Source organism: Micromonospora sp. WMMC264, assembly GCF_027497275.1.
GTDB classification, from domain to species: domain Bacteria; phylum Actinomycetota; class Actinomycetes; order Mycobacteriales; family Micromonosporaceae; genus Micromonospora; species Micromonospora chalcea.
Map to the genome: position 1 here is coordinate 2,202,625 of NZ_CP114907.1, position 17,470 is coordinate 2,220,094.

Annotated in this window: 14 protein-coding genes; 10 read left to right on the forward strand and 4 right to left on the reverse strand. The window is 74.9% G+C overall.

Annotated elements, in window-relative coordinates; genetic code table 11:
* Window positions 1-111: 111 nt before the first annotated feature.
* On the forward strand, window positions 112-825 hold the full coding sequence (locus O7542_RS09120; RefSeq protein WP_051611472.1) for an ABC transporter ATP-binding protein: 714 nt from the start codon (window positions 112-114) through the stop codon (window positions 823-825).
* A 5-nt stretch (window positions 826-830) separates the two neighbouring features.
* Window positions 831-3,311, forward strand: a complete 2,481-nt coding sequence (locus tag O7542_RS09125; RefSeq protein ID WP_281606029.1) for an ABC transporter permease — start codon at window positions 831-833, stop codon at window positions 3,309-3,311.
* A gap of 63 nt (window positions 3,312-3,374) precedes the next feature.
* Here the strand turns inward: O7542_RS09125 and O7542_RS09130 are convergent, their stop codons facing one another.
* Window positions 3,375-4,754 (reverse strand): serine/threonine-protein kinase, encoded by a 1,380-nt coding sequence (locus O7542_RS09130; protein WP_113972802.1) that lies wholly within the window; start codon window positions 4,752-4,754, stop codon window positions 3,375-3,377.
* Window positions 4,755-5,250: 496 nt separating this feature from the next.
* Between O7542_RS09130 and O7542_RS09135 the strand changes: the two genes are divergently transcribed.
* The 7 genes from O7542_RS09135 to O7542_RS09165 all read left to right on the forward strand — a co-directional run bounded on the left by O7542_RS09135 (window position 5,251) and on the right by O7542_RS09165 (window position 11,925).
* Window positions 5,251-5,886 carry an RNA polymerase sigma factor gene (locus O7542_RS09135; protein WP_069088687.1) on the forward strand — a complete coding sequence of 212 codons (636 nt, stop codon included), beginning with the start codon at window positions 5,251-5,253 and terminating at the stop codon, window positions 5,884-5,886.
* A 16-nt stretch (window positions 5,887-5,902) separates the two neighbouring features.
* Window positions 5,903-6,634, forward strand: a complete 732-nt coding sequence (locus tag O7542_RS09140) for a hypothetical protein (RefSeq protein WP_281606030.1) — start codon at window positions 5,903-5,905, stop codon at window positions 6,632-6,634.
* Between the two features lie 156 nt (window positions 6,635-6,790).
* Window positions 6,791-8,026: an ergothioneine biosynthesis glutamate--cysteine ligase EgtA gene (gene egtA / locus O7542_RS09145; RefSeq protein ID WP_281606031.1), complete on the forward strand. Its 1,236-nt coding sequence runs from the start codon at window positions 6,791-6,793 to the stop codon at window positions 8,024-8,026.
* On the forward strand, window positions 8,023-9,351 hold the full coding sequence (gene egtB, locus O7542_RS09150; protein ID WP_281606032.1) for an ergothioneine biosynthesis protein EgtB: 1,329 nt from the start codon (window positions 8,023-8,025) through the stop codon (window positions 9,349-9,351). Before egtA ends, egtB begins: the two co-directional genes overlap by 4 nt.
* Before the next feature lie 9 nt (window positions 9,352-9,360).
* Window positions 9,361-10,107: an ergothioneine biosynthesis protein EgtC gene (egtC, locus tag O7542_RS09155; protein ID WP_209962058.1), complete on the forward strand. Its 747-nt coding sequence runs from the start codon at window positions 9,361-9,363 to the stop codon at window positions 10,105-10,107.
* 38 nt (window positions 10,108-10,145) lie between these two features.
* A complete protein-coding gene (egtD, locus tag O7542_RS09160) occupies window positions 10,146-11,111 on the forward strand; it encodes an L-histidine N(alpha)-methyltransferase (protein WP_281606033.1) in 966 nt (321 codons plus the stop codon).
* A gap of 226 nt (window positions 11,112-11,337) precedes the next feature.
* On the forward strand, window positions 11,338-11,925 hold the full coding sequence (locus O7542_RS09165; protein ID WP_043323720.1) for a TMEM165/GDT1 family protein: 588 nt from the start codon (window positions 11,338-11,340) through the stop codon (window positions 11,923-11,925).
* Window positions 11,926-11,980: 55 nt separating this feature from the next.
* Here O7542_RS09165 and nhaA read toward each other — a convergent pair whose 3' ends face one another.
* Both nhaA and O7542_RS09175 read right to left on the reverse strand, forming a co-directional pair.
* The gene (gene nhaA / locus O7542_RS09170) at window positions 11,981-13,279 is read right to left on the reverse strand and encodes a Na+/H+ antiporter NhaA (protein WP_281606034.1); all 1,299 of its coding nucleotides are present in this window, start codon (window positions 13,277-13,279) and stop codon (window positions 11,981-11,983) included.
* A 154-nt stretch (window positions 13,280-13,433) separates the two neighbouring features.
* Window positions 13,434-15,281: a nucleoside-diphosphate sugar epimerase/dehydratase gene (locus O7542_RS09175; protein ID WP_281606035.1), complete on the reverse strand. Its 1,848-nt coding sequence runs from the start codon at window positions 15,279-15,281 to the stop codon at window positions 13,434-13,436.
* A 185-nt stretch (window positions 15,282-15,466) separates the two neighbouring features.
* Between O7542_RS09175 and O7542_RS09180 the strand changes: the two genes are divergently transcribed.
* A complete protein-coding gene (locus O7542_RS09180) occupies window positions 15,467-16,918 on the forward strand; it encodes a polysaccharide biosynthesis tyrosine autokinase (protein WP_043323724.1) in 1,452 nt (483 codons plus the stop codon).
* Here the strand turns inward: O7542_RS09180 and O7542_RS09185 are convergent.
* Complete coding sequence (locus tag O7542_RS09185; RefSeq protein WP_043330096.1) at window positions 16,899-17,453, reverse strand: protein-tyrosine-phosphatase; 555 nt, start codon at window positions 17,451-17,453, stop codon at window positions 16,899-16,901. The two genes, O7542_RS09180 and O7542_RS09185, sit on opposite strands and share 20 nt — an antisense overlap.
* Between the last annotated feature and the right edge of the window lie 17 nt (window positions 17,454-17,470).

Here is a 17,470-nt window from a genome sequence, read left to right on the forward strand (position 1 = left end):
GGTGGTGCCGCCCCTAGCGTCGGAACTGTCAGAAAGACCGTGTCCGACAGGAGCACCTCAGTGTCCGCACCACCGACCACCGGCGTCGCCCTCGCCGCCCGCGCGCTGCGCATGGAGTACGGCGCCGGGCAGTCCCGCGTCGTCGCGCTCGACGGCGTCGACCTCGACCTGGCCGCCGCCCGGTTCACCGCCGTCATGGGCCCGTCCGGCTCCGGCAAGTCCACCCTGCTGCACTGCCTCGCCGGCCTCGACCGGCCGACCGCCGGGGCGGTGCACATCGGTGACGCCGACCTGACGCGCCTGGACGACCGGCGGCTCACCCGGCTGCGCCGGGACCGGATCGGCTTCGTCTTCCAGAAGTTCAACCTGCTGCCCACGCTCACCGCGCAGGAGAACATTGTCCTGCCGCTGGCGATCGCCGGCCGTCGCCCGGACCCGGCGTGGCTGGGGCAGGTGGTGGCGGCGGTGGGCCTGACCGACCGCCTCGGGCACCGCCCGGCGGAGCTGTCCGGCGGGCAGCAGCAGCGCGTCGCGGTGGCCCGCGCGCTGATCACCCGGCCCTGGGTGATCTTCGCCGACGAGCCGACCGGCAACCTCGACTCGCGTTCCGGCGCCGAGGTGCTGCGGCTGCTGCGCGAGGCGGTGGACATGCTCGGTCAGACCGTCGTCATGGTCACCCACGACCCGGCCGCCGCCGCGTACGCCGACCGGGTGGTCTTCCTGGCCGACGGCCGGCTGGTCGACGAACTGCACGCGCCCACGGTCGGCGCGGTCCGGGACGCGCTCAGCCGGCTCGACCCGGCCGTCGCGCCGGCAGGGCGGTGAGCGGGATGCTGCGCCTGACCCTGCGCCAGGTCCGCGCCGACGGCCTGCGCCTGCTGCTGTCCTCGCTGGCGATCGTGCTCGGCGTCGCGTTCGTCGCCGGCACGCTGATGTTCACCGACGGGATGCGCGCCGGGGCGTACGAGCGGGCCGGTGAGTTCGACAGACACACCGACCTGGCCGCGTACGCCGAGACCGACCCGCTGCCCCCGGCGCTCGTGGACCGGGTACGCGCCCTCGACGGGGTGGCCGCCGCCGCGGGCGAGCTGACCGGCTCCGCCGGGGTGGTGGGCGCCGACGGCCGTCCCGTGCTCGGGTACGCGGTGCTCGCCGCCGTCCCCACCGAGGCGGCCCTGCAGTCCTACGACGTGGTGGCCGGGCGGCTGCCGCAGCGCCCCGGCGAGGTGGTGCTCGACGACGAGACAGTCGCCGAGCAGCGCTTCACCGTCGGCGGCCCGGTGTCGATCGGCGGACGCGACGGCGCGGCCCGCCCGTACACGCTTGTCGGCACCGTCGACGTGGACGGCAGCTCCCGCGACGTCGGCGGCCCCTACATCGGGCTGACCGGCCCGGACGCGCTCACCGTCAGCGGCGAGAAGGGCTACGGCCGGATCATGGTGGCGGCCCGCCCCGGCGTGGACACGGCGGCGCTGGCCGACCGGATCCGCGCCGTGGTGGGACCGGACGTGACGGTCCGGGACCGCGACGCCATCCTCGACGCGGCCGTCGACGACGCGGTACGCGACCTGCGGCAGTTCGGCATGCTGCTGGGCACGTTCGCCGCCGTCGCGGTGGTGGTGGCCGGCTTCGTGATCGCCAACACCTTCGCCATCGTGCTCGCCCAGCGCTCCCGGCGTACCGCGCTGCTGCGGCTGGTCGGCGCCACCCGGGGGCAGATCTACCGGGCCACGCTCTCCGAGGCGGCGGTGACCGGCCTGCTCGCCTCCGTCGTGGGGGTGCTGGCCGGCGCGGCGGTGGCCGGCGGCCTCGGCGTGCTGCTCGCCGGCACCGGCGCGCCGCTGGGCGGCGGGCTCACCCTGACCCCGCGTACGCTGCTGCTGTCGCTGGGGCTGGGGACGCTGCTCACCGTGGCGTCGGCGGCGCTGCCGGCCTGGCAGGGCACCCGGGTCGCCCCGGTGGCCGCGCTCACCGACGCGGCGGTCAACCCGGTCCGTCCGGCCGGGCGGATCCGGCTGGCGGTCGGCGCGCTGGCGCTCGCCGCCGGTGTGGCGGCGCTGGCCGGCGCCGGCGCCACCGGCCAGGTGGTGCTGGTCGCGGCCGGCGGGTTGCTGGCCTTCGGCGGCATCGTGGCGTTCGGCCCGGTGCTGGTGCCGGCGCTGGTACGGGTGCTCGGCGGGCCGTTCCGCGCGGCGTTCGGCGCCACCGGCGGGCTGGCCGTGTCGAACGCGGTGCGCAACCCGCGCCGGGTCGCCGCCACCGCGACGGCCATGGTGATCGGCATCGGGCTGGTCTCCGCCTTCGTGGTCGGCGCGGCGAGCGTCAAGTCCGGCATCGAACGCGCGGTGGACGCCCGGATCGGCGTGGACTTCCTGGTCACCGGCATCGGCGGGGACCTGCCGGCCACCGTTGCCGGCGAACTGGCCGCCCGCCCGGAGCTGGGTGTGGTGCACGAGCAGCGCAGCCGGGTGGTCGGCGACGTGCAGCTGCGCGCCGCGCACCCGGCGCTGGTCCGGCGCACGCTGTCCGCGGTGGACGCCGGTGACCCGGCCGGCCTGGGGCCGGGAGCGGTGCTGGTGCACCGCGAGCTGGCCGCGACCAGGGGCTGGACGGCCGGTTCCACGATCACGCTCGCCGGGCGGCCGTTCCGGGTCGCCGCGGTGGTGGCCGACGAGGAGCCAATCCTGGCCGGGAGCCCGGTGCCCCCCGGTCACCTGGTGGACGTGCTGGACGCCGACTTCACCGCCATGTTCCCGACCGTGCGCGGTTACCTGGCCGAGGTGGATCCGGCCGCCGGGGTGAGCGTCGACGAGGCCCGGACCGCTGTCGAGTCGGTGCTGGCGCGCTACCCGACGGTGAACGTGATGGACCAGGCCGCGTACAAGAAGATGCTCACCGGCACCGTCGACCTGGTGCTGGGGTTCGTCACCGCGCTGCTCGGCCTCGCCGTGGTGATCTCGCTCGTGGGGGTCGCCAACACGCTCAGCCTGTCCGTGGTGGAACGCACCCGGGAGACGGCGGTTCTGCGCGCGGTCGGACTGAGCCGGGCCGGGATGCGGGGTGTGCTGGCGGTCGAGGCGGTGCTCACCGCGCTCGTCGGCACGCTGCTCGGCATCGCGCTCGGCACCGGGGCGGCCGCCGGGGCGATGGCAGTGGTGGCCCGCATCGGCGGGGACTTCACGCTCGTCCTGCCCTGGGCGCGGATCGGGCTGATCGTCGCGGTGGCGGTGGTGGCCGCGCTGCTCGCCTCGGTCCTGCCGGCCCGCCGGGCGCTGTCCCGGCCGGTGGTGGCGTCGCTCGGCGCGGACTGAGCACCACCGCCCGGACACGACGAGGAGCCGGCTCCGCCGCGGGCGGGGCCGGCTCGTCGTGGGTCAGGGTTGGGTGGCCGGCTGCCCGCCGGTGTCACCGCCGGTGCCGGGGTCGGCGGTGGTCGGTTCGGGTGCCGGCGTAGTGGTGGGCGCCGTCGTCGCCGGCGTGCTGGGCGGCGTGGTGGTCGGCGCGCCGGTGGGCGCCGGCTCCTCGCTGACGCTCGGCTGCGCCGACGGGACCGTCGAGGCGCTCGGCGTCACCGACGGCGTGGCCGACGGCCGGCCGCCCGGGCCGACCGGCCGGTAGGTGTAGTCGTCGCCGGCCGTCGGCTCGTCGACGACCGGCTCCGCGGCCGGGTCGCTCGGCGCCACCGCGGGCGCCGTCTTGTCGATCTTCGTGGCCGGTTCGGCGGTGTCGTTCGCGGCGGCCACCAGCGCGCCCAGCGCGCCCATCGCCACCAGCACCGCGCCCAGCGCCCCGACGAGCGTGCCGCGCCGGCCCCGCCGCCGCGACGTCGCCACCGCGGCGCCCGGCCGGACCGCCGGCTGGTCGTCGCGGGACCGCGCCGGGCCCGCCGCGCCGCGCAGCGCCATCGTCGCAGTCGGCGAGTCGGTACGGGCGGCTCGCGCCGCGTCGGCCATCGCCGCGGCGCTCGGGTAGCGGTCGGCCGGGTCCTTGGCCAGCGCCCGGGACACCAGCTCGCGCACCGACGCCGGGATCTCCGCCGGCAGCTCCGGCGGCTCGTCGTCGAGATGGCGTACGGCCACCTGCAGCGGGTTGTCACCGGTGAACGGCGGGCTGCCGGTGAGGCAGCAGTACGCGACCGCGCCGAGCGCGTACACGTCGGTGGCGCCCGAGACCGGCCGGCCGGCGGCCTGCTCCGGCGCCATGTAGAGGGCGGTGCCGGGCACCGCGTTGGTGCTGGTGATGCTCGTGACGTTGGTCGAGCGGGCCACCCCGAAGTCGACGAGCACCACGGTGCCGTCGTCCTGCACCAGCAGATTGCTCGGCTTCACGTCGCGGTGCACGATGCCGCGCCCGTGCGCCGCGTGCAGCGCCTGCGCCACCTGGGCCACGATCGACATGGTCTCGGCGACCTCGAGGCACCCCGCGTCCTCGATCCGCCGCGACAGCGGCTCACCGGCGACGAACTCCATCACCAGGTAGTCGGCCCGGCCGCCGCTGGGCAGCTCGTCCTCGCCGCAGTCGAAGACCTGGACCACGCCGGGGTGGCGCAGCGAGGCCATGATCCGCGCCTCGGAACGGAAACGGGCGATGAAGTCGGGGTCGGACACCAGGGCGGGAAGAAGCACCTTCACCGCGACCGGACGACCGAGGACCAGGTCGGTGGCACGCCAGACGTCGCCCATGCCGCCGGTGGCGACACGGTCTTCCAGGCGGTACCGACCGCTGAGTACGACGTCTGAGGACAGCACCCCCATACCGTACCCACAGCGGGCGCGAAGTATTTCCCGCGATCTCGGCGCGGGATCGAAAGCCTTCAGCGGGGCGTTCCAGCAGCCGGGACGCTGATCGGCGCACCGTGACCGGACCGGCACGATCGGCCAGAATGTGACAGCACGTCGCTGTCCGCCCGCAGGCCCCGCCGCGATCGGTTGCGCCGGGGAGCGTCGATTCCGTACGTTGCGTTACCTCGACACGCCGGTGACGGGCGTAGACATTTCTCTCTCTTCCTCCGGCCCTGAGGTCTTGCCGGAGCGCCCCGCGTTCCCAGGCGTCGGCCCGGCTCCCGGCCGCCCCGAGCCGTCGGTACCGTATGTCCGCCGACGCCCGTGCCGCGCGGCAGTGTCCATGGCTCATCGCACCCGTGTGCGAGTGTCAGATCAACTCACCGGGGGGCGGGGTGCGGATGGCGGTGTGGCCACTGGCTCCCCGGCGTGCCCGGTGCCCGCACACGACCCGGTCCGGACGGCGACCGTGACGGCCGAGCTGAACGAGGCGGTCGCCGCGGCACAGGCCGGCGACGAGGAGGCGTTCCGGTTCCTCTACCGCAGCCTGCAGCCCGCCCTGCTGCGCTACCTGACCGCTCTCGTCGGCGCCGACGCCGAGGACGTGGCCTCCGAGGCATGGCTCCAGATCTCCCGCGACCTGCCCTCCTTCACCGGTGGCGAGTTCCGCGCCTGGGCGGTCACGATCGCCCGCAACCGGGCCATGGACCATCTGCGCCGGCAGCGGCGGCGTCCGTCGGTGCCGGTGCCGGTGCAGGCGCTCAACGACCTGGCCGCCGACGCGGACACCGCCGACCGGGCCGGCGAGGCCATCGCCACCGAGAGCGCGCTGGCCCTGATCCGTACGCTGCCGCCGGCCGAGGCGGAGGCGGTGATGCTGCGGGCCGTCATCGGCCTCGACGCGGAGACCGCCGGGCGGGTGCTGGGACGGCGGGCCGGAGCCGTGCGCACCGCGGCGCACCGGGGCCTTCGCCGGCTGGCTGCCATGCTGGAGCGCTCGGCGGCGGACACTGCCCCGGACGACTCCCGGGGCGCCCTCGCGCCGCGTCCCCGTACCGACCGCCAGGTGCCGCACGCGCCCGAGGCCGAGCCGGCGGAGGGCTGACGTGAGGAGAGACGGCATGCACCCTCGCCGGTCCGGCGGGCCCGCCGACCGGGCGGAATCCGATCGTCTGCTCGACGCCGCGCGCGCCGGGTCGCCACCGGGGCCGCAGACCGACCCGCTGACCCGGCTGCTGTCGGCCGCGGCCGGCCCGGCCACCGCCGGTGAGATCGCCGGCGAGGACCGGGCGGTCGCCGCCTTCCGGGCCGCCCGCGCCGCGCCCGCGCCGGGGCCCGTGCCCGCGGTCCGGCCGCGCCGGCGCCTGCGGATCGCCGCCGCGCTGTCCGGGCTGGCCGCCACCGCGGTCGCCGGGGTGGCCTTCGCCGCCGTACGCCTGGACCGCCACCCGGACCCGGTGATCCCGCCGGCGCCGGCCACCAGCGGCCCGGGCGTCACCGGCCCCACCGCCACCGGGCCGTCGCGGCCGGCGCCGAGCACACCGGCCGGCGAGGCGTCGGGCGCGGCGTCCCGGCCGGCCCGCGACGTGACGCCGACGCCGACGTCGACGCCGAGCGTCCCGGCCGCGCCGCCCGCGCCCCCGGCGGGGAACAACCGGATCGTCGCCCACTGCCGCGCCTACCTGGTCAAGTCGGAGCGGCAGCGGGAGAAGGCGCTGACCAGGCCCGGCTTCGCCGACCTGGTGGCCGCCGCCGGCGGCCCCGAGCAGGTGGAGAGCTACTGCCGGAATCTGGTGGGGGAGCCTTCGGGGACCCCGCCAGCCGAAGACGACGACCAGGACGAGGGCGACTGAGCGCGGGGGGCGCAATCAGATTCCGGACAAAAATTCATCTCTCCGGGCAAGCGGATCACGTCTGCTAGACAGAGGATGGTGTGACGGCGTCCCGCGCCGAACGGGCCGGGCGCGTCGCGACACCGTGGTCGTCCGTCGCCGAGGAGGAGCCGCCCCATGGTGATGTCGCCGGACCTGGACCGCGCCGTCGTCCTGGGCGACGAGCAGGCGGCCCGGGGCCACCTCGCCCGGATCTGCTTCAAGACCGGACCACCCACGCTCGTCGGCGTCGAACTGGAATGGACCGTGCACGACGCCGCGGACCCGGCCCGGCCGGTCGACCGCGAGCGACTACGCAGGGCGCTGGGGCGGCACAGCCCCGTGACGCTCGACCCCACCAGCCCGGCCGACGAGCTCCGGCGCGCGAGCGCCGTGACCGTGGAGCCCGGCGGGCAGTTGGAGATCTCCGCCGCGCCGCGACCGACTGTCGGCGCGCTCGTCCTGGCCACCGAGGCCGACGTCGCCGAGCTACGGGCCCGGTTGGACGCCGCCGGGCTGGTGCTCGGCCGTAGCGGCATCGACCCCTGGCGGCTGCCGCGACCCGTCGTGGAAACCCCCCGCTACCGGGCCATGCGGTGCGCCTTCGACCGGCGCGGCCCGGCGGGGCGGGCGATGATGTACAGCACGGCGGGCCTGCAGGTCTGCCTTGACGCGGGCGAGCCGGAGCACCTCGCGCAGCGGTGGGCCGCCGCGCACGCCGTCGGCCCGCCGCTGCTGGCCGCCTTCGCCACCGCCGACCGGCACGCGGGCCGGGCCACCGGCTGGGCCTCCGCCCGGATGGCCACCTGGCTGGCCATCGACCCGGCCCGGACCCGTCCGGTGTGGTCGCCCGAACGCGCCGACGAGGATCCGGTGGCCGCCTGGACCGGGTACGCGCTCGCCGCGCCGCTGCTCTGCGTACGCGGCGACGGCCCGGACTGGACCGCGCCGCCGGACGTCACGTTCGCCGACTGGCTGGCCGGCGCGCTGCCCCGCCCGCCCACCACCGACGACCTGGAGTACCACGTCAGCACGCTGTTCCCGCCGGTGCGCCCGCGCGGCTACCTGGAGCTGCGCTACCTGGACGCACAGCCCGGGGCGGCGTGGACCGTGCCGCTGGCGGTCCTGGCCGCGCTCTTCGCCGACCCGGCGACCACCCGCGACGCGCTGGCGGCGGCCGCGCCGGTCGCCGACCGGTGGCGCGCGGCGGCCCGGTGCGGACTGGCCGAGCGCCCGCTGGCGACCGCCGCGGCGGCGCTGTTCGACCTGGCCCTGACGGCCCTGCCCCGCCTCGATCTGCCGCCCGCCATCCACGAGGAGACCCACCGAGAGATCCGGCGGCGACGTGCCGCCGCGGAGAGGGGACACCGGTGACCACGACCGAGCGACCGGGCACTGACGCCGAACGACTGCGCGACCGGATCGCCGCGGAGCTGGAGCGGACCCGCGCCCGCACCGCGGCGCTCACCGACGCGGTGGACGACGACGACCTGGTCCGGCAGCACTCCACGCTGATGTCGCCGCTGGTCTGGGACCTGGCGCACGTCGGTAACCAGGAGGAGCTGTGGCTGGTCCGCGACGTCGGCGGCCGCGAACCGGTGCGCCACGACATCGACGACCTCTACGACGCGTTCAAGCAGCCCCGGAAGGACCGCCCGGCGCTGCCGCTGCTGCCGCCGGCCGAGGCGCGCGCCTACGTGCGTACGGTCCGCGACAAGGTGTTCGACCTGCTCGACGGCATCCGCTTCACCGAGCGTCCCCTGGTCGCCGACGGGTTCGCGTTCGGCATGATCGTGCAGCACGAGCAGCAGCACGACGAGACCATGCTCGCCACCCACCAGCTGCGCGCCGGCGCCCCGGTGCTGGACGCGCCGCCCCCGCCGGAGCCCCGGGCCCGGGTCGGCGGGGAGGTACGGGTGCCGGCCGGGCCGTTCACGATGGGCACCTCCACCGACCCGTGGGCACTGGACAACGAGCGCCCGGCGCACACCGTCGACCTGCCCGCGTACCTCATCGACGCCGCGCCGGTCACGAACGGGCAGTACCGCGCGTTCATCGCCGACGGCGGATACGACGAGCCGCGCTGGTGGAGCGAGGCCGGCTGGCGGCACCGGATCGACGCGGAGCTGAGCGCGCCGATGCACTGGCGGCGCGACGGCGACGGCTGGGCGTACCGCCGGTTCGGCCGCTGGTCGGCGGTCCGCGACGACGAGCCGGTGGTGCACGTCTGCTGGTACGAGGCGCAGGCGTACGCGGCGTGGGCCGGCAAGCGGCTGCCCACCGAGGCGGAGTGGGAGAAGGCGGCCCGCTGGGACCCGGCGTCCGGCCGGTCCCGCCGTTACCCGTGGGGCGACGAGGATCCGGGCGCCGAGCACGCCAACCTGGGCCAGCGGCACCTGTGGCCGGCGCCGGTGGGCGCGTACCCGGCGGGCGCCTCGCCGCTGGGCGTGCACCAGCTCGTCGGCGACGTGTGGGAGTGGACCTCGTCGCCGTTCCGCGGGCACCCGGGCTTCACCGCGTTCCCCTACCGGGAGTACTCGGAGGTCTTCTTCGGCGACGACCACAGGGTGCTGCGGGGCGGCTCGTTCGGCACCGACCGGTCCGCCTGCCGGGGCACGTTCCGCAACTGGGACTACCCGATCCGGCGGCAGATCTTCAGCGGTTTCCGCTGCGCCCGTGACGCCGGCCCGGAGGAGTGAGCCGGCCCGATGTGCCGTCACCTCGCGTACCTCGGTCCACCCGTGCTCCTGGGCAGCCTGCTGTTCGACCCGCCGTACGGCCTGCTGCGCCAGTCGTGGGCGCCGCGTGACATGCGCGGCGGCGGCACCATAAACGCCGACGGCTTCGGCGTCGCCTGGTACCCGGACGACGGCGACCCGGTCCGGTACCGGCGGGCCCAGCCGATGTGGAGCGACACCACGCTGCCGGAGCTGGCCGCCGTGACGCGGGCGCGGGCGGTGCTGGCGGCGGTCCGGTCCGCCACCGTCGGCATGCCGCTGCACGAGACGGCGGCGGCGCCGTTCGCCGAGGGCCGCTGGTTGTTCAGCCACAACGGCGTGGTGCGGGGCTGGCCGGACAGCCTGGTCCCGCTCGCCGCCGGCCTGCCCGTGCGCGACCTGGTCACGCTCGACGTGCCGACCGACTCGGCGCTGCTGTGGGCGCTGGTCCGGCACCGGCTGCGCGCCGGGGCCCCGCCGGACGAGGCGGTCGCGGACACGGTCGCGGCGGTCGCCGCCGCCGCTCCCGGCTCGCGGCTGAATCTGCTGCTCACCGACGGTACGACGGTGGTGGCGAGCACGGGCGGCCACGCGCTGTCGGCGCGTCGCGGGCCGGACTCGGTGCTGCTGGCCTCCGAGCCGTTCGACGACGACCCGGCCTGGCAGGCGGTGCCGGACGGCCGGCTCGTGGTGGCGTCCACGGGCCGGTTCGACGTGCGGGAGCTGACCGCCGCCTGACGTTCTTCCCATCACCGGCAGGACAGAGAGGACACCTGATGAGCGCGGAGCCGCTGGAGATCCACCTGGAGGAGCGGGACCTCGACCGTGGGTTGCGGGAGGACGTACGGGTGGGGCTGGCCGCGACGCCGAAGTGGCTGCCGCCGAAGTGGTTCTACGACGCCCGGGGCAGCGAGCTGTTCGAGGAGATCACCCGCCTGCCGGAGTACTACCCGACCCGGGCCGAGCGGGCCGTGCTCGCCGCGCACGCCGACGACGTGGCCACCCTGACCGGCGCGAAGACGCTGATCGAGCTGGGGTCGGGCTCGTCGGAGAAGACCCGCCTGCTGCTGGACGCCTTCACCCGGCACGGCGACCTGGGCACGTTCGTGCCGCTGGACGTGTCGGTGAGCGCGTTGCGCTCCTCCACCGAGCAGATCGCCGCCGCGTACCCGGGGCTGCGGGTGCGGGGGATCGTCGGTGACTTCACCCGCCACCTGGACCGGCTGCCCACCGGCGGCCGGCGCCTGGTGGCGTTCCTCGGCGGCACGATCGGCAACCTGCTGCCGGCGGAGCGGTCCGGGTTCCTCACCGCGATGCGCGCGGCGCTGGAGACCGGCGACTGGCTGCTGATCGGCACCGACCTGGTGAAGGACCCGGCGGTGATCGTGCCCGCGTACGACGACGCGGCGGGCGTGACCGCCGAGTTCAACCGCAACGTGCTCCGGGTGATCAACCGGGAGCTGGGCGCGGACTTCGACGTCGACGCGTTCCGGCACGTGGCGGTCTGGGACCCGGAGCGGGAGTGGATCGAGATGCGGCTGCGCGCCGAGCGCCCGGCGACGGTGCGGGTGCTGGACACCGACGTCGTGTTCGCCGCCGGCGAGGAGCTGCGTACCGAGGTGTCGGCCAAGTTCCGGCCGGAGGGGATCGCGGCCGAGCTGACCGCCGCCGGGTTCACCCGGCAGGCGTTCTGGACCGACCCGGGCGGGCTGTTCGGGGTGACCCTGGCCCGGGCCGACTGAGGTCCGGGTGGTCCGGGCCACACCCGCTGACGTGCCCGGCGGGTGATCGGCTAGGCTGGCTGCGCGAAGGGGAGTAGCCCCCAATGTCGTGGTCGACACACTGGTGCGTTCCGCATCCGGCCACGCGGCCCCGGTCTCCGGGGCGGGCGAGACCTTCGACTCAGGCTGTCGCAGCCGGGTCGAGGGCGCCCCCGTTCCTCCTCCCGGCTTGATCGGGAAGGTTCACATGGAGGGTTTCCTCGTCGCGCTGGTGGTCAGCTTCGGCGTGATCTTCGTTGCGGAGCTGGGCGACAAATCCCAGCTCATGGCGCTGACATTCGCCACTCGGTTCAAGACGGTGCCGGTGCTCATCGGCATCACGATCGCCACCGCGATCGTGCACCTGGCCTCGGTGGCCATCGGGTACGGCCTGAACGCCGCGCTGCCCACCGGCTGGATCTCGCTCATCGCCGGCCTGGCGTTCCTCGGATTCGGCGCGTGGACGCTGCGCGGCGACAAGCTGACCGAGGAGGAGAAGCGCAAGGCCGAGCGCAGCGGCAAGTCGGCGATCCTCGCGGTGGGTGTGGCGTTCTTCCTGGCCGAGCTGGGCGACAAGACCATGCTCGCCACCATCACGCTGGCCACCAAGTACGGCTGGTTCGGCACCTGGCTCGGGTCGACGCTCGGCATGGTCGCCGCGGACGCGCTGGCGATCCTGGTGGGCCGGATGCTCGGCCGGCACCTGCCGGAGCGGGCGATCCGTTACGGCGCGGCAGTGCTGTTCGCCATCTGCGGCCTGTGGCTGATCTTCGAGGCGGTGGCGGAGCTGAACTGATCGGCCCGTGTCGCGCCGGCCGTTCCCGCTCCGGGGACGGCCGGCGCGACGCGGGTCAGGCGGCTCCGCCCTGGTAGACGTCCGGGATGCCGTCACCGTCGGCGTCCCGGTTCTCCCGTTCGCTGATCCGGCGGTAGACCCGGTTGCGGCGGACCAGCACCACCGAGGCGAGCAGGGCGGAGGTCAGCGAGCCGAGCAGCACCGCCACCTTGACGCCGTCCTCCTCCGGGCTGCCCGTGCCGAATGCCAGCTCGCCGATGAGCAGTGACACGGTGAAGCCGATGCCGGCCAGCAGCGCGAGTCCGAGCAGGTCGGCCCAGGTGATCTCCTCGTCCAGTTCGGCCCGGGTGAACCGGGCGAGCAGGTATGTCGAGCCGAACACACCGACGACCTTGCCCAGCACGAGTCCGGCGGCGACCGCGAGCACCACCGGGTTGCTGAGCACGCCGCCCACGTCCACGCCGACCAGCGTCACCCCGGCGGCGAAGAAGGCGAAGACCGGTACGGCCAGGCCGGCGGAGACCGGCCGCCAGCGGTGCTCCAGCCGTTCGGCCAGGCCGGGTGAGCCGTCGCGTCCGCGCAGCACGGGCACGGTGAAGCCGAGCAGCACGCCCGCGACCGTGGCGTGCACGCCGGAGGCGTGCACGAGCGTCCAGGCGGTCACGGCCAGCGGGATCAGCGCCCACCACCAGGTGCGGCGCCGCTGCACGAGCAACCCGAACGCGGCGATCGGCAGCAGCGCGCCGAGCAGCGGCAGCGGGTGGAAGTCGGCGGTGTAGAACACCGCGATGATGGTGATCGCGAAGAGGTCGTCCACCACCGCGAGGGTGAGCAGGAACGCGCGCAGCCCCTGCGGCAGGTGGGAGCTGACCACGGCGAGCACGGCGAGGGCGAACGCGATGTCGGTGGCGGTGGGGATGGCCCATCCGCGCAGTCCGGCGCCGCCGGCGCTGAGCGTCACCGCCAGGTAGATCAGCGCGGGCGCGACCATGCCGCCGACGGCCGCGATCACCGGCAGCGCGGCCCGGCGGGGGTCACGCAGGTCACCGGCGACGAACTCGCGTTTGAGTTCCAGGCCCACCACGAAGAAGAAGATCGCCAGCAACCCGTCGGCGGCCCAGGTGCGCAGGCTGAGGTCGAGGTGCAGCGCCGCGCCGCCGGGCCAGGGCACCCAGTGGCTCAGTTCCGTGTACCCGGCGCGCCACGGCGAGTTGGCCCAGATCAGCGCGATCACGGCGCCGAGAAGCAGCAGAGCGCCGCCGACCGTCTCGGTGCGCAGCACGTCGGCCAGGAACCGGGCCTCCGGCCAGGAGCGGCGGGAGAGCAGGCGCGACGGAGGTGGGGTGTGGGTCATGCGGCGTCCGTTCGGGAGCTGGGGTCGGCGAATCCATCGCCGACCAGGCTTCCCGGCACACCGGTTCCAAGCCTAACGGCCGCCGGGACCGGCGGCGAGCTGGGCCGGTGGGACGCTCGTCCCATCTCGTGGGCGGGCGTCCCACCGGCTCCGGTCAGCGCTGGCCGGGCAGCGCCGGCAGGGCGGCGCCGGCCGGTTCGCAGAACGCCGCCAGTCGCTTGATCAGCTCGTCCGGTTCCGCGTACGGGTCCAGCGTCCGCACCTCGTCCGGGTCCAGTTCCGGCACCGGGACGTGGGAGATCAGCGGGTGCAGCGGGCGGGTGTCCACCTCGTCCGCGCCGAACAGGTGCTCGTGCAGCTTCTCACCGGGCCGCAACCCGGTGAAGACGATCTCCACGGGCCGGTCCGCCTCGGCGGCGAGCCGGCGCGCCACGTCCGCGATCCGGACCGGCTCGCCCATGTCGAGCACCAGCGCCTCGCCGCCCCGGCCGATGGTCGCGGCCTGGAGCACCAGGTGCACCGCCTCCTGGACGGTCATGAAGTAGCGGGTGACGTCGGGGTGGGTGACGGTGACCGGCACGCCGGCGCGGATCTGCGCCTGGAACGCGGTGAGCACCGACCCGCGGCTGCTGAGCACGTTGCCGAACCGGACGCTGAGGTAGGTGCCGTTGAGCCGCTGCGCGTGGTACGCGGTGAGCCGCTCGGTGATCCGCTTGGAGTAGCCGAGCACGCTCGCCGGGTTGGCCGCTTTGTCGGTGGAGATGTTCACGAACTGGGCGACGTCCCGGCACGCCTCCAGCACGTTCAGCGTACCCAGGATGTTGGTCTTGATCGCCTCACCGGGATGGCGCTGGAGCAGCGTGAGGTGCTTGAGCGCGGCGGCGTGGAACACCACGTCGGGCTGCCGGTCGGCGATCACCCGGGCGATGCCCTCGGCGTCGCGGATGTCGGCCAGGATCAGCTCCGGCCCGTCCAGCAGCGCGCGCCCGTGCAGGGACATCTGCAGCGCGTGCAGCGCCGACTCGTCCCGGTCGAGCATCATCAGCTCGTCCGGCTCGCAGCGGGCGATCTGCCGGCACAGCTCCGAGCCGATCGAGCCGCCGGCGCCGGTCACCAGCACCCGCCGGCCGGCCAGCCCACCCCGCTCCACGCTCAGCTCCGCCACCCGGTGCGCCCGGCCCAGCAGATCGGTGAGCTGGACGTCGCGCACGTCGGTGGCGGCGACCGGCCGGTCGAGCAGCTCGCGCACCGGCGGCAGCACCTTGAACGCCGCCCCGGCCTCCAGGGTCCGGGTACGCACGTCGCGCAGCAGCTGCGGGTCCGAGCCGCTCATCGAGAAGATGACGGTGGTCGCCCCGGTCGCCCGAACGGCGTCGCCGACCTGCTCGCGGCCGCCCAGTACGCGCAGCCCCTCCAGCCGCAGGCCGCGGCTGTCGGCCGCGTCGTCGAGCAGGCCGACCGGCCGGTAGCTGCTGTCGGGATCCTGCAGCAGCACCCGGACGAGCCGCTCGCTGGCCGCGTCCACCCCGTAGACCAGGCAGCGCTCGGCGTTCCGTGGGGCGGGTGGCCGGCGGTCGGCGTGGGCACGCCACAGGCTGCGGGCGGTCGCCATCACCACCAGCGCCACCGCGCCGCCGACGAGCGGCGTGCTGGCCGGTACGGGATGCCGCGTCCACTGCATCACGGCGACGGCGCCGATGGCCGCGACGAGCGCGACGGTGACGGCGAGCCCCTGTGCGTCCCCCGAGCTGCCGATCGGGTAGCGGCCGTAGATCCGGGAGCGCAGCAGCGTGAGCGCGGCGTACAGCGCGGCGCAGGCCAGCGCCAGGCCGAGCGTACGGGCGCTGGCGGCGACGGTCAGGTCGAACTCGTACCTCGTCCAGGCGGCGCCGAGAAATCCTCCGCACCACGCGGCCGTGTCCAGCGTTAACAGGGAAAGGGTGGCGGCGCGGTGGGTGATCCGGCGGTGCGGTCGCACTGCTGTGCTGGCTTCACGATCCATGGGCTGCCCTCTGTGTCCTATCCGGATTGAAAGGATTAGACCTTCTGTGCCTGTTCGGTCGTTTACATTCGTCAAGTCACGTAACGTCGTGAATAGGCGATTCGATCCTGGCACGGGTACGGGTGCTTTTAGGGGGCTTTCGTGCAGTTTCATCGGCAGACCGGCGTGTCGCTAGGGAGGGCGTGATGGACGTTCTCGGCTACCTGCGCCTGGTCCGACGCCACTGGTGGATCGTGTTGGTGACGGTGATGCTCGCCCTGGGCACCGCCGCGCTCGTGACGGTCCGGACGGCACCTCGGTACGAGGCCTCGGTGACGTTCTTCGTCACCACGCCCAGCCAGGGCGTCACCGACGCCTACCAGGGCAGCCTCTTCCTTCAGCAGCGGGTGAAGTCCTACGGTGACCTGCTCACCAGCGACCGGCTGGCGCAGAGCGTGGTGGCCGACGCGCCGCTGGGTCTCACCGCCGACCAGGTGCGCAGCCGGATCCGGACCGCCAGCACGACCGGCACGGTCCTGCTCAAGGCCACGATCACCGACACCGACCAGACCCGGGCGCTGAAGACCACCGAGACGCTCGCGACGAAGTTCACCGAGCTGGTGCGCAAGGTCGAGACGCCGCCGGACGGCAATGCCCCGCCGATCAAGATCGAGGTCGTCAGTGGTCCCCGGGTGACGTCCAGCCCGGTCTCGCCGCAGCCCACGCGCAACCTGGTCATGGGCGGTGTGCTGGGCCTGCTGCTCGGCGCCGCGCTGGCCGTGCTGCGCGGGCTGGCCGACGTTCGGATGCGCGACGGCGCCGCGCTGCAACGGGTGACCGGCAGTCCGCTGCTCGGCGAGATCCCGTACGAGAACGGCGCGAAGGCGGCGCCGCTGATCGTCGGCGCGGCGGCCACCTCCGCCCGGGCCGAGGCGGTCCGCAAACTGCGCACGAACCTGCGCTTCGTGGACGTGCACGAGCCGGCCCGGGTCATCGCGGTCACGAGCGCGTTGCAGGGCGAGGGGAAGACCACGATGGCCTGCAACACCGCCATCGCGCTGGCCGAGGCGGGCTGGCGGGTGCTGCTCATCGACGCCGACCTGCGCCGCCCGAAGGTGGCCGACTACCTGGGCCTCGACGGCGGCGTCGGCCTCACCGACGTGCTGGTCGGCGACGTCCAGGTCGGTGACGTGGTGCAGCGCTGGGGGGAGAAGTCCCTTCTCGTGCTGCCCAGCGGCGCCACCCCGCCCAACCCGAGCGAGCTGCTCGGCTCGAAGTCCATGGCGGACCTGCTGGTGGCGCTGCGGGACTCGGCGGACATCGTGGTGATCGACACCGCGCCGCTGCTGGCCGTCACCGACGGCGTGGTGGTGGCCGTGCAGGCCGACGGCGCGCTCCTGGTCACCCAGCAGGGCCGGACCTCGCGCAGCCAGGTGGCGGCGGCGGCGAACGCGCTCAGCTCGGTCTCGGTGCGCCTGCTCGGCTGCGTGCTCAACATGGCCAAGGTGGCCAAGTCGGACGCCTACCAGTACGAGGCGTACAAGGTGGTCGTGCCGCCGGCCGCGCCCTCGGTGCCGGCCGACCGGGCCGGCAGCCGCCGGGGCGCCAAGGCCGTCGGGGGCGACCGGACGCAGGAACTCACCCGGCTGTCGCGATGAGCGCGAGCACGGGGCGGATCGACCGCTCGATCTCCTCCGCGCACCGCCGGAAGTCGGCCGGCGAGCCGCCGATCGGGTCGCGCAGGTCGTCCACGTCGGGGGCGGCGGGTTGCAGCCGCCCCCGGGCGCGCACGGCGGCCGACACCGCCGCCCGCAACGGCGTGCCCGCCTCCGCCTCGTCCGCCCGGGCCTCGGTGGCCAGCCGGGCGAACTGCCGGAGCGTGAACGTCCGCGCCAGCGTGGCCGGGGCCATCGCGGTGCAGGCCGAGCGCTGGCGGCGGGTCGCGGTCAGCACCAGCGCCGCTCCGGTCAGGTGCTCGGGGCGCAGCCGCCGGGTGCGGAAGGCCGCCGGGTCCGCGCCGGTCCGGGCGGCCACCTCGACCGCGTACGGGTGCATGGCGGCGCCGTCGATCGCGTCGGTGCCCGCGCTGGCGACCGCCAGCGGCAGACCGGCCAGCATCCGGCGGGCGATGAACTCCGCCATCGGTGACCGGCACATGTTCGCGTGGCAGACGAAGAGGACCTCGTCGACCATCTGCACCCCTCTCGTCG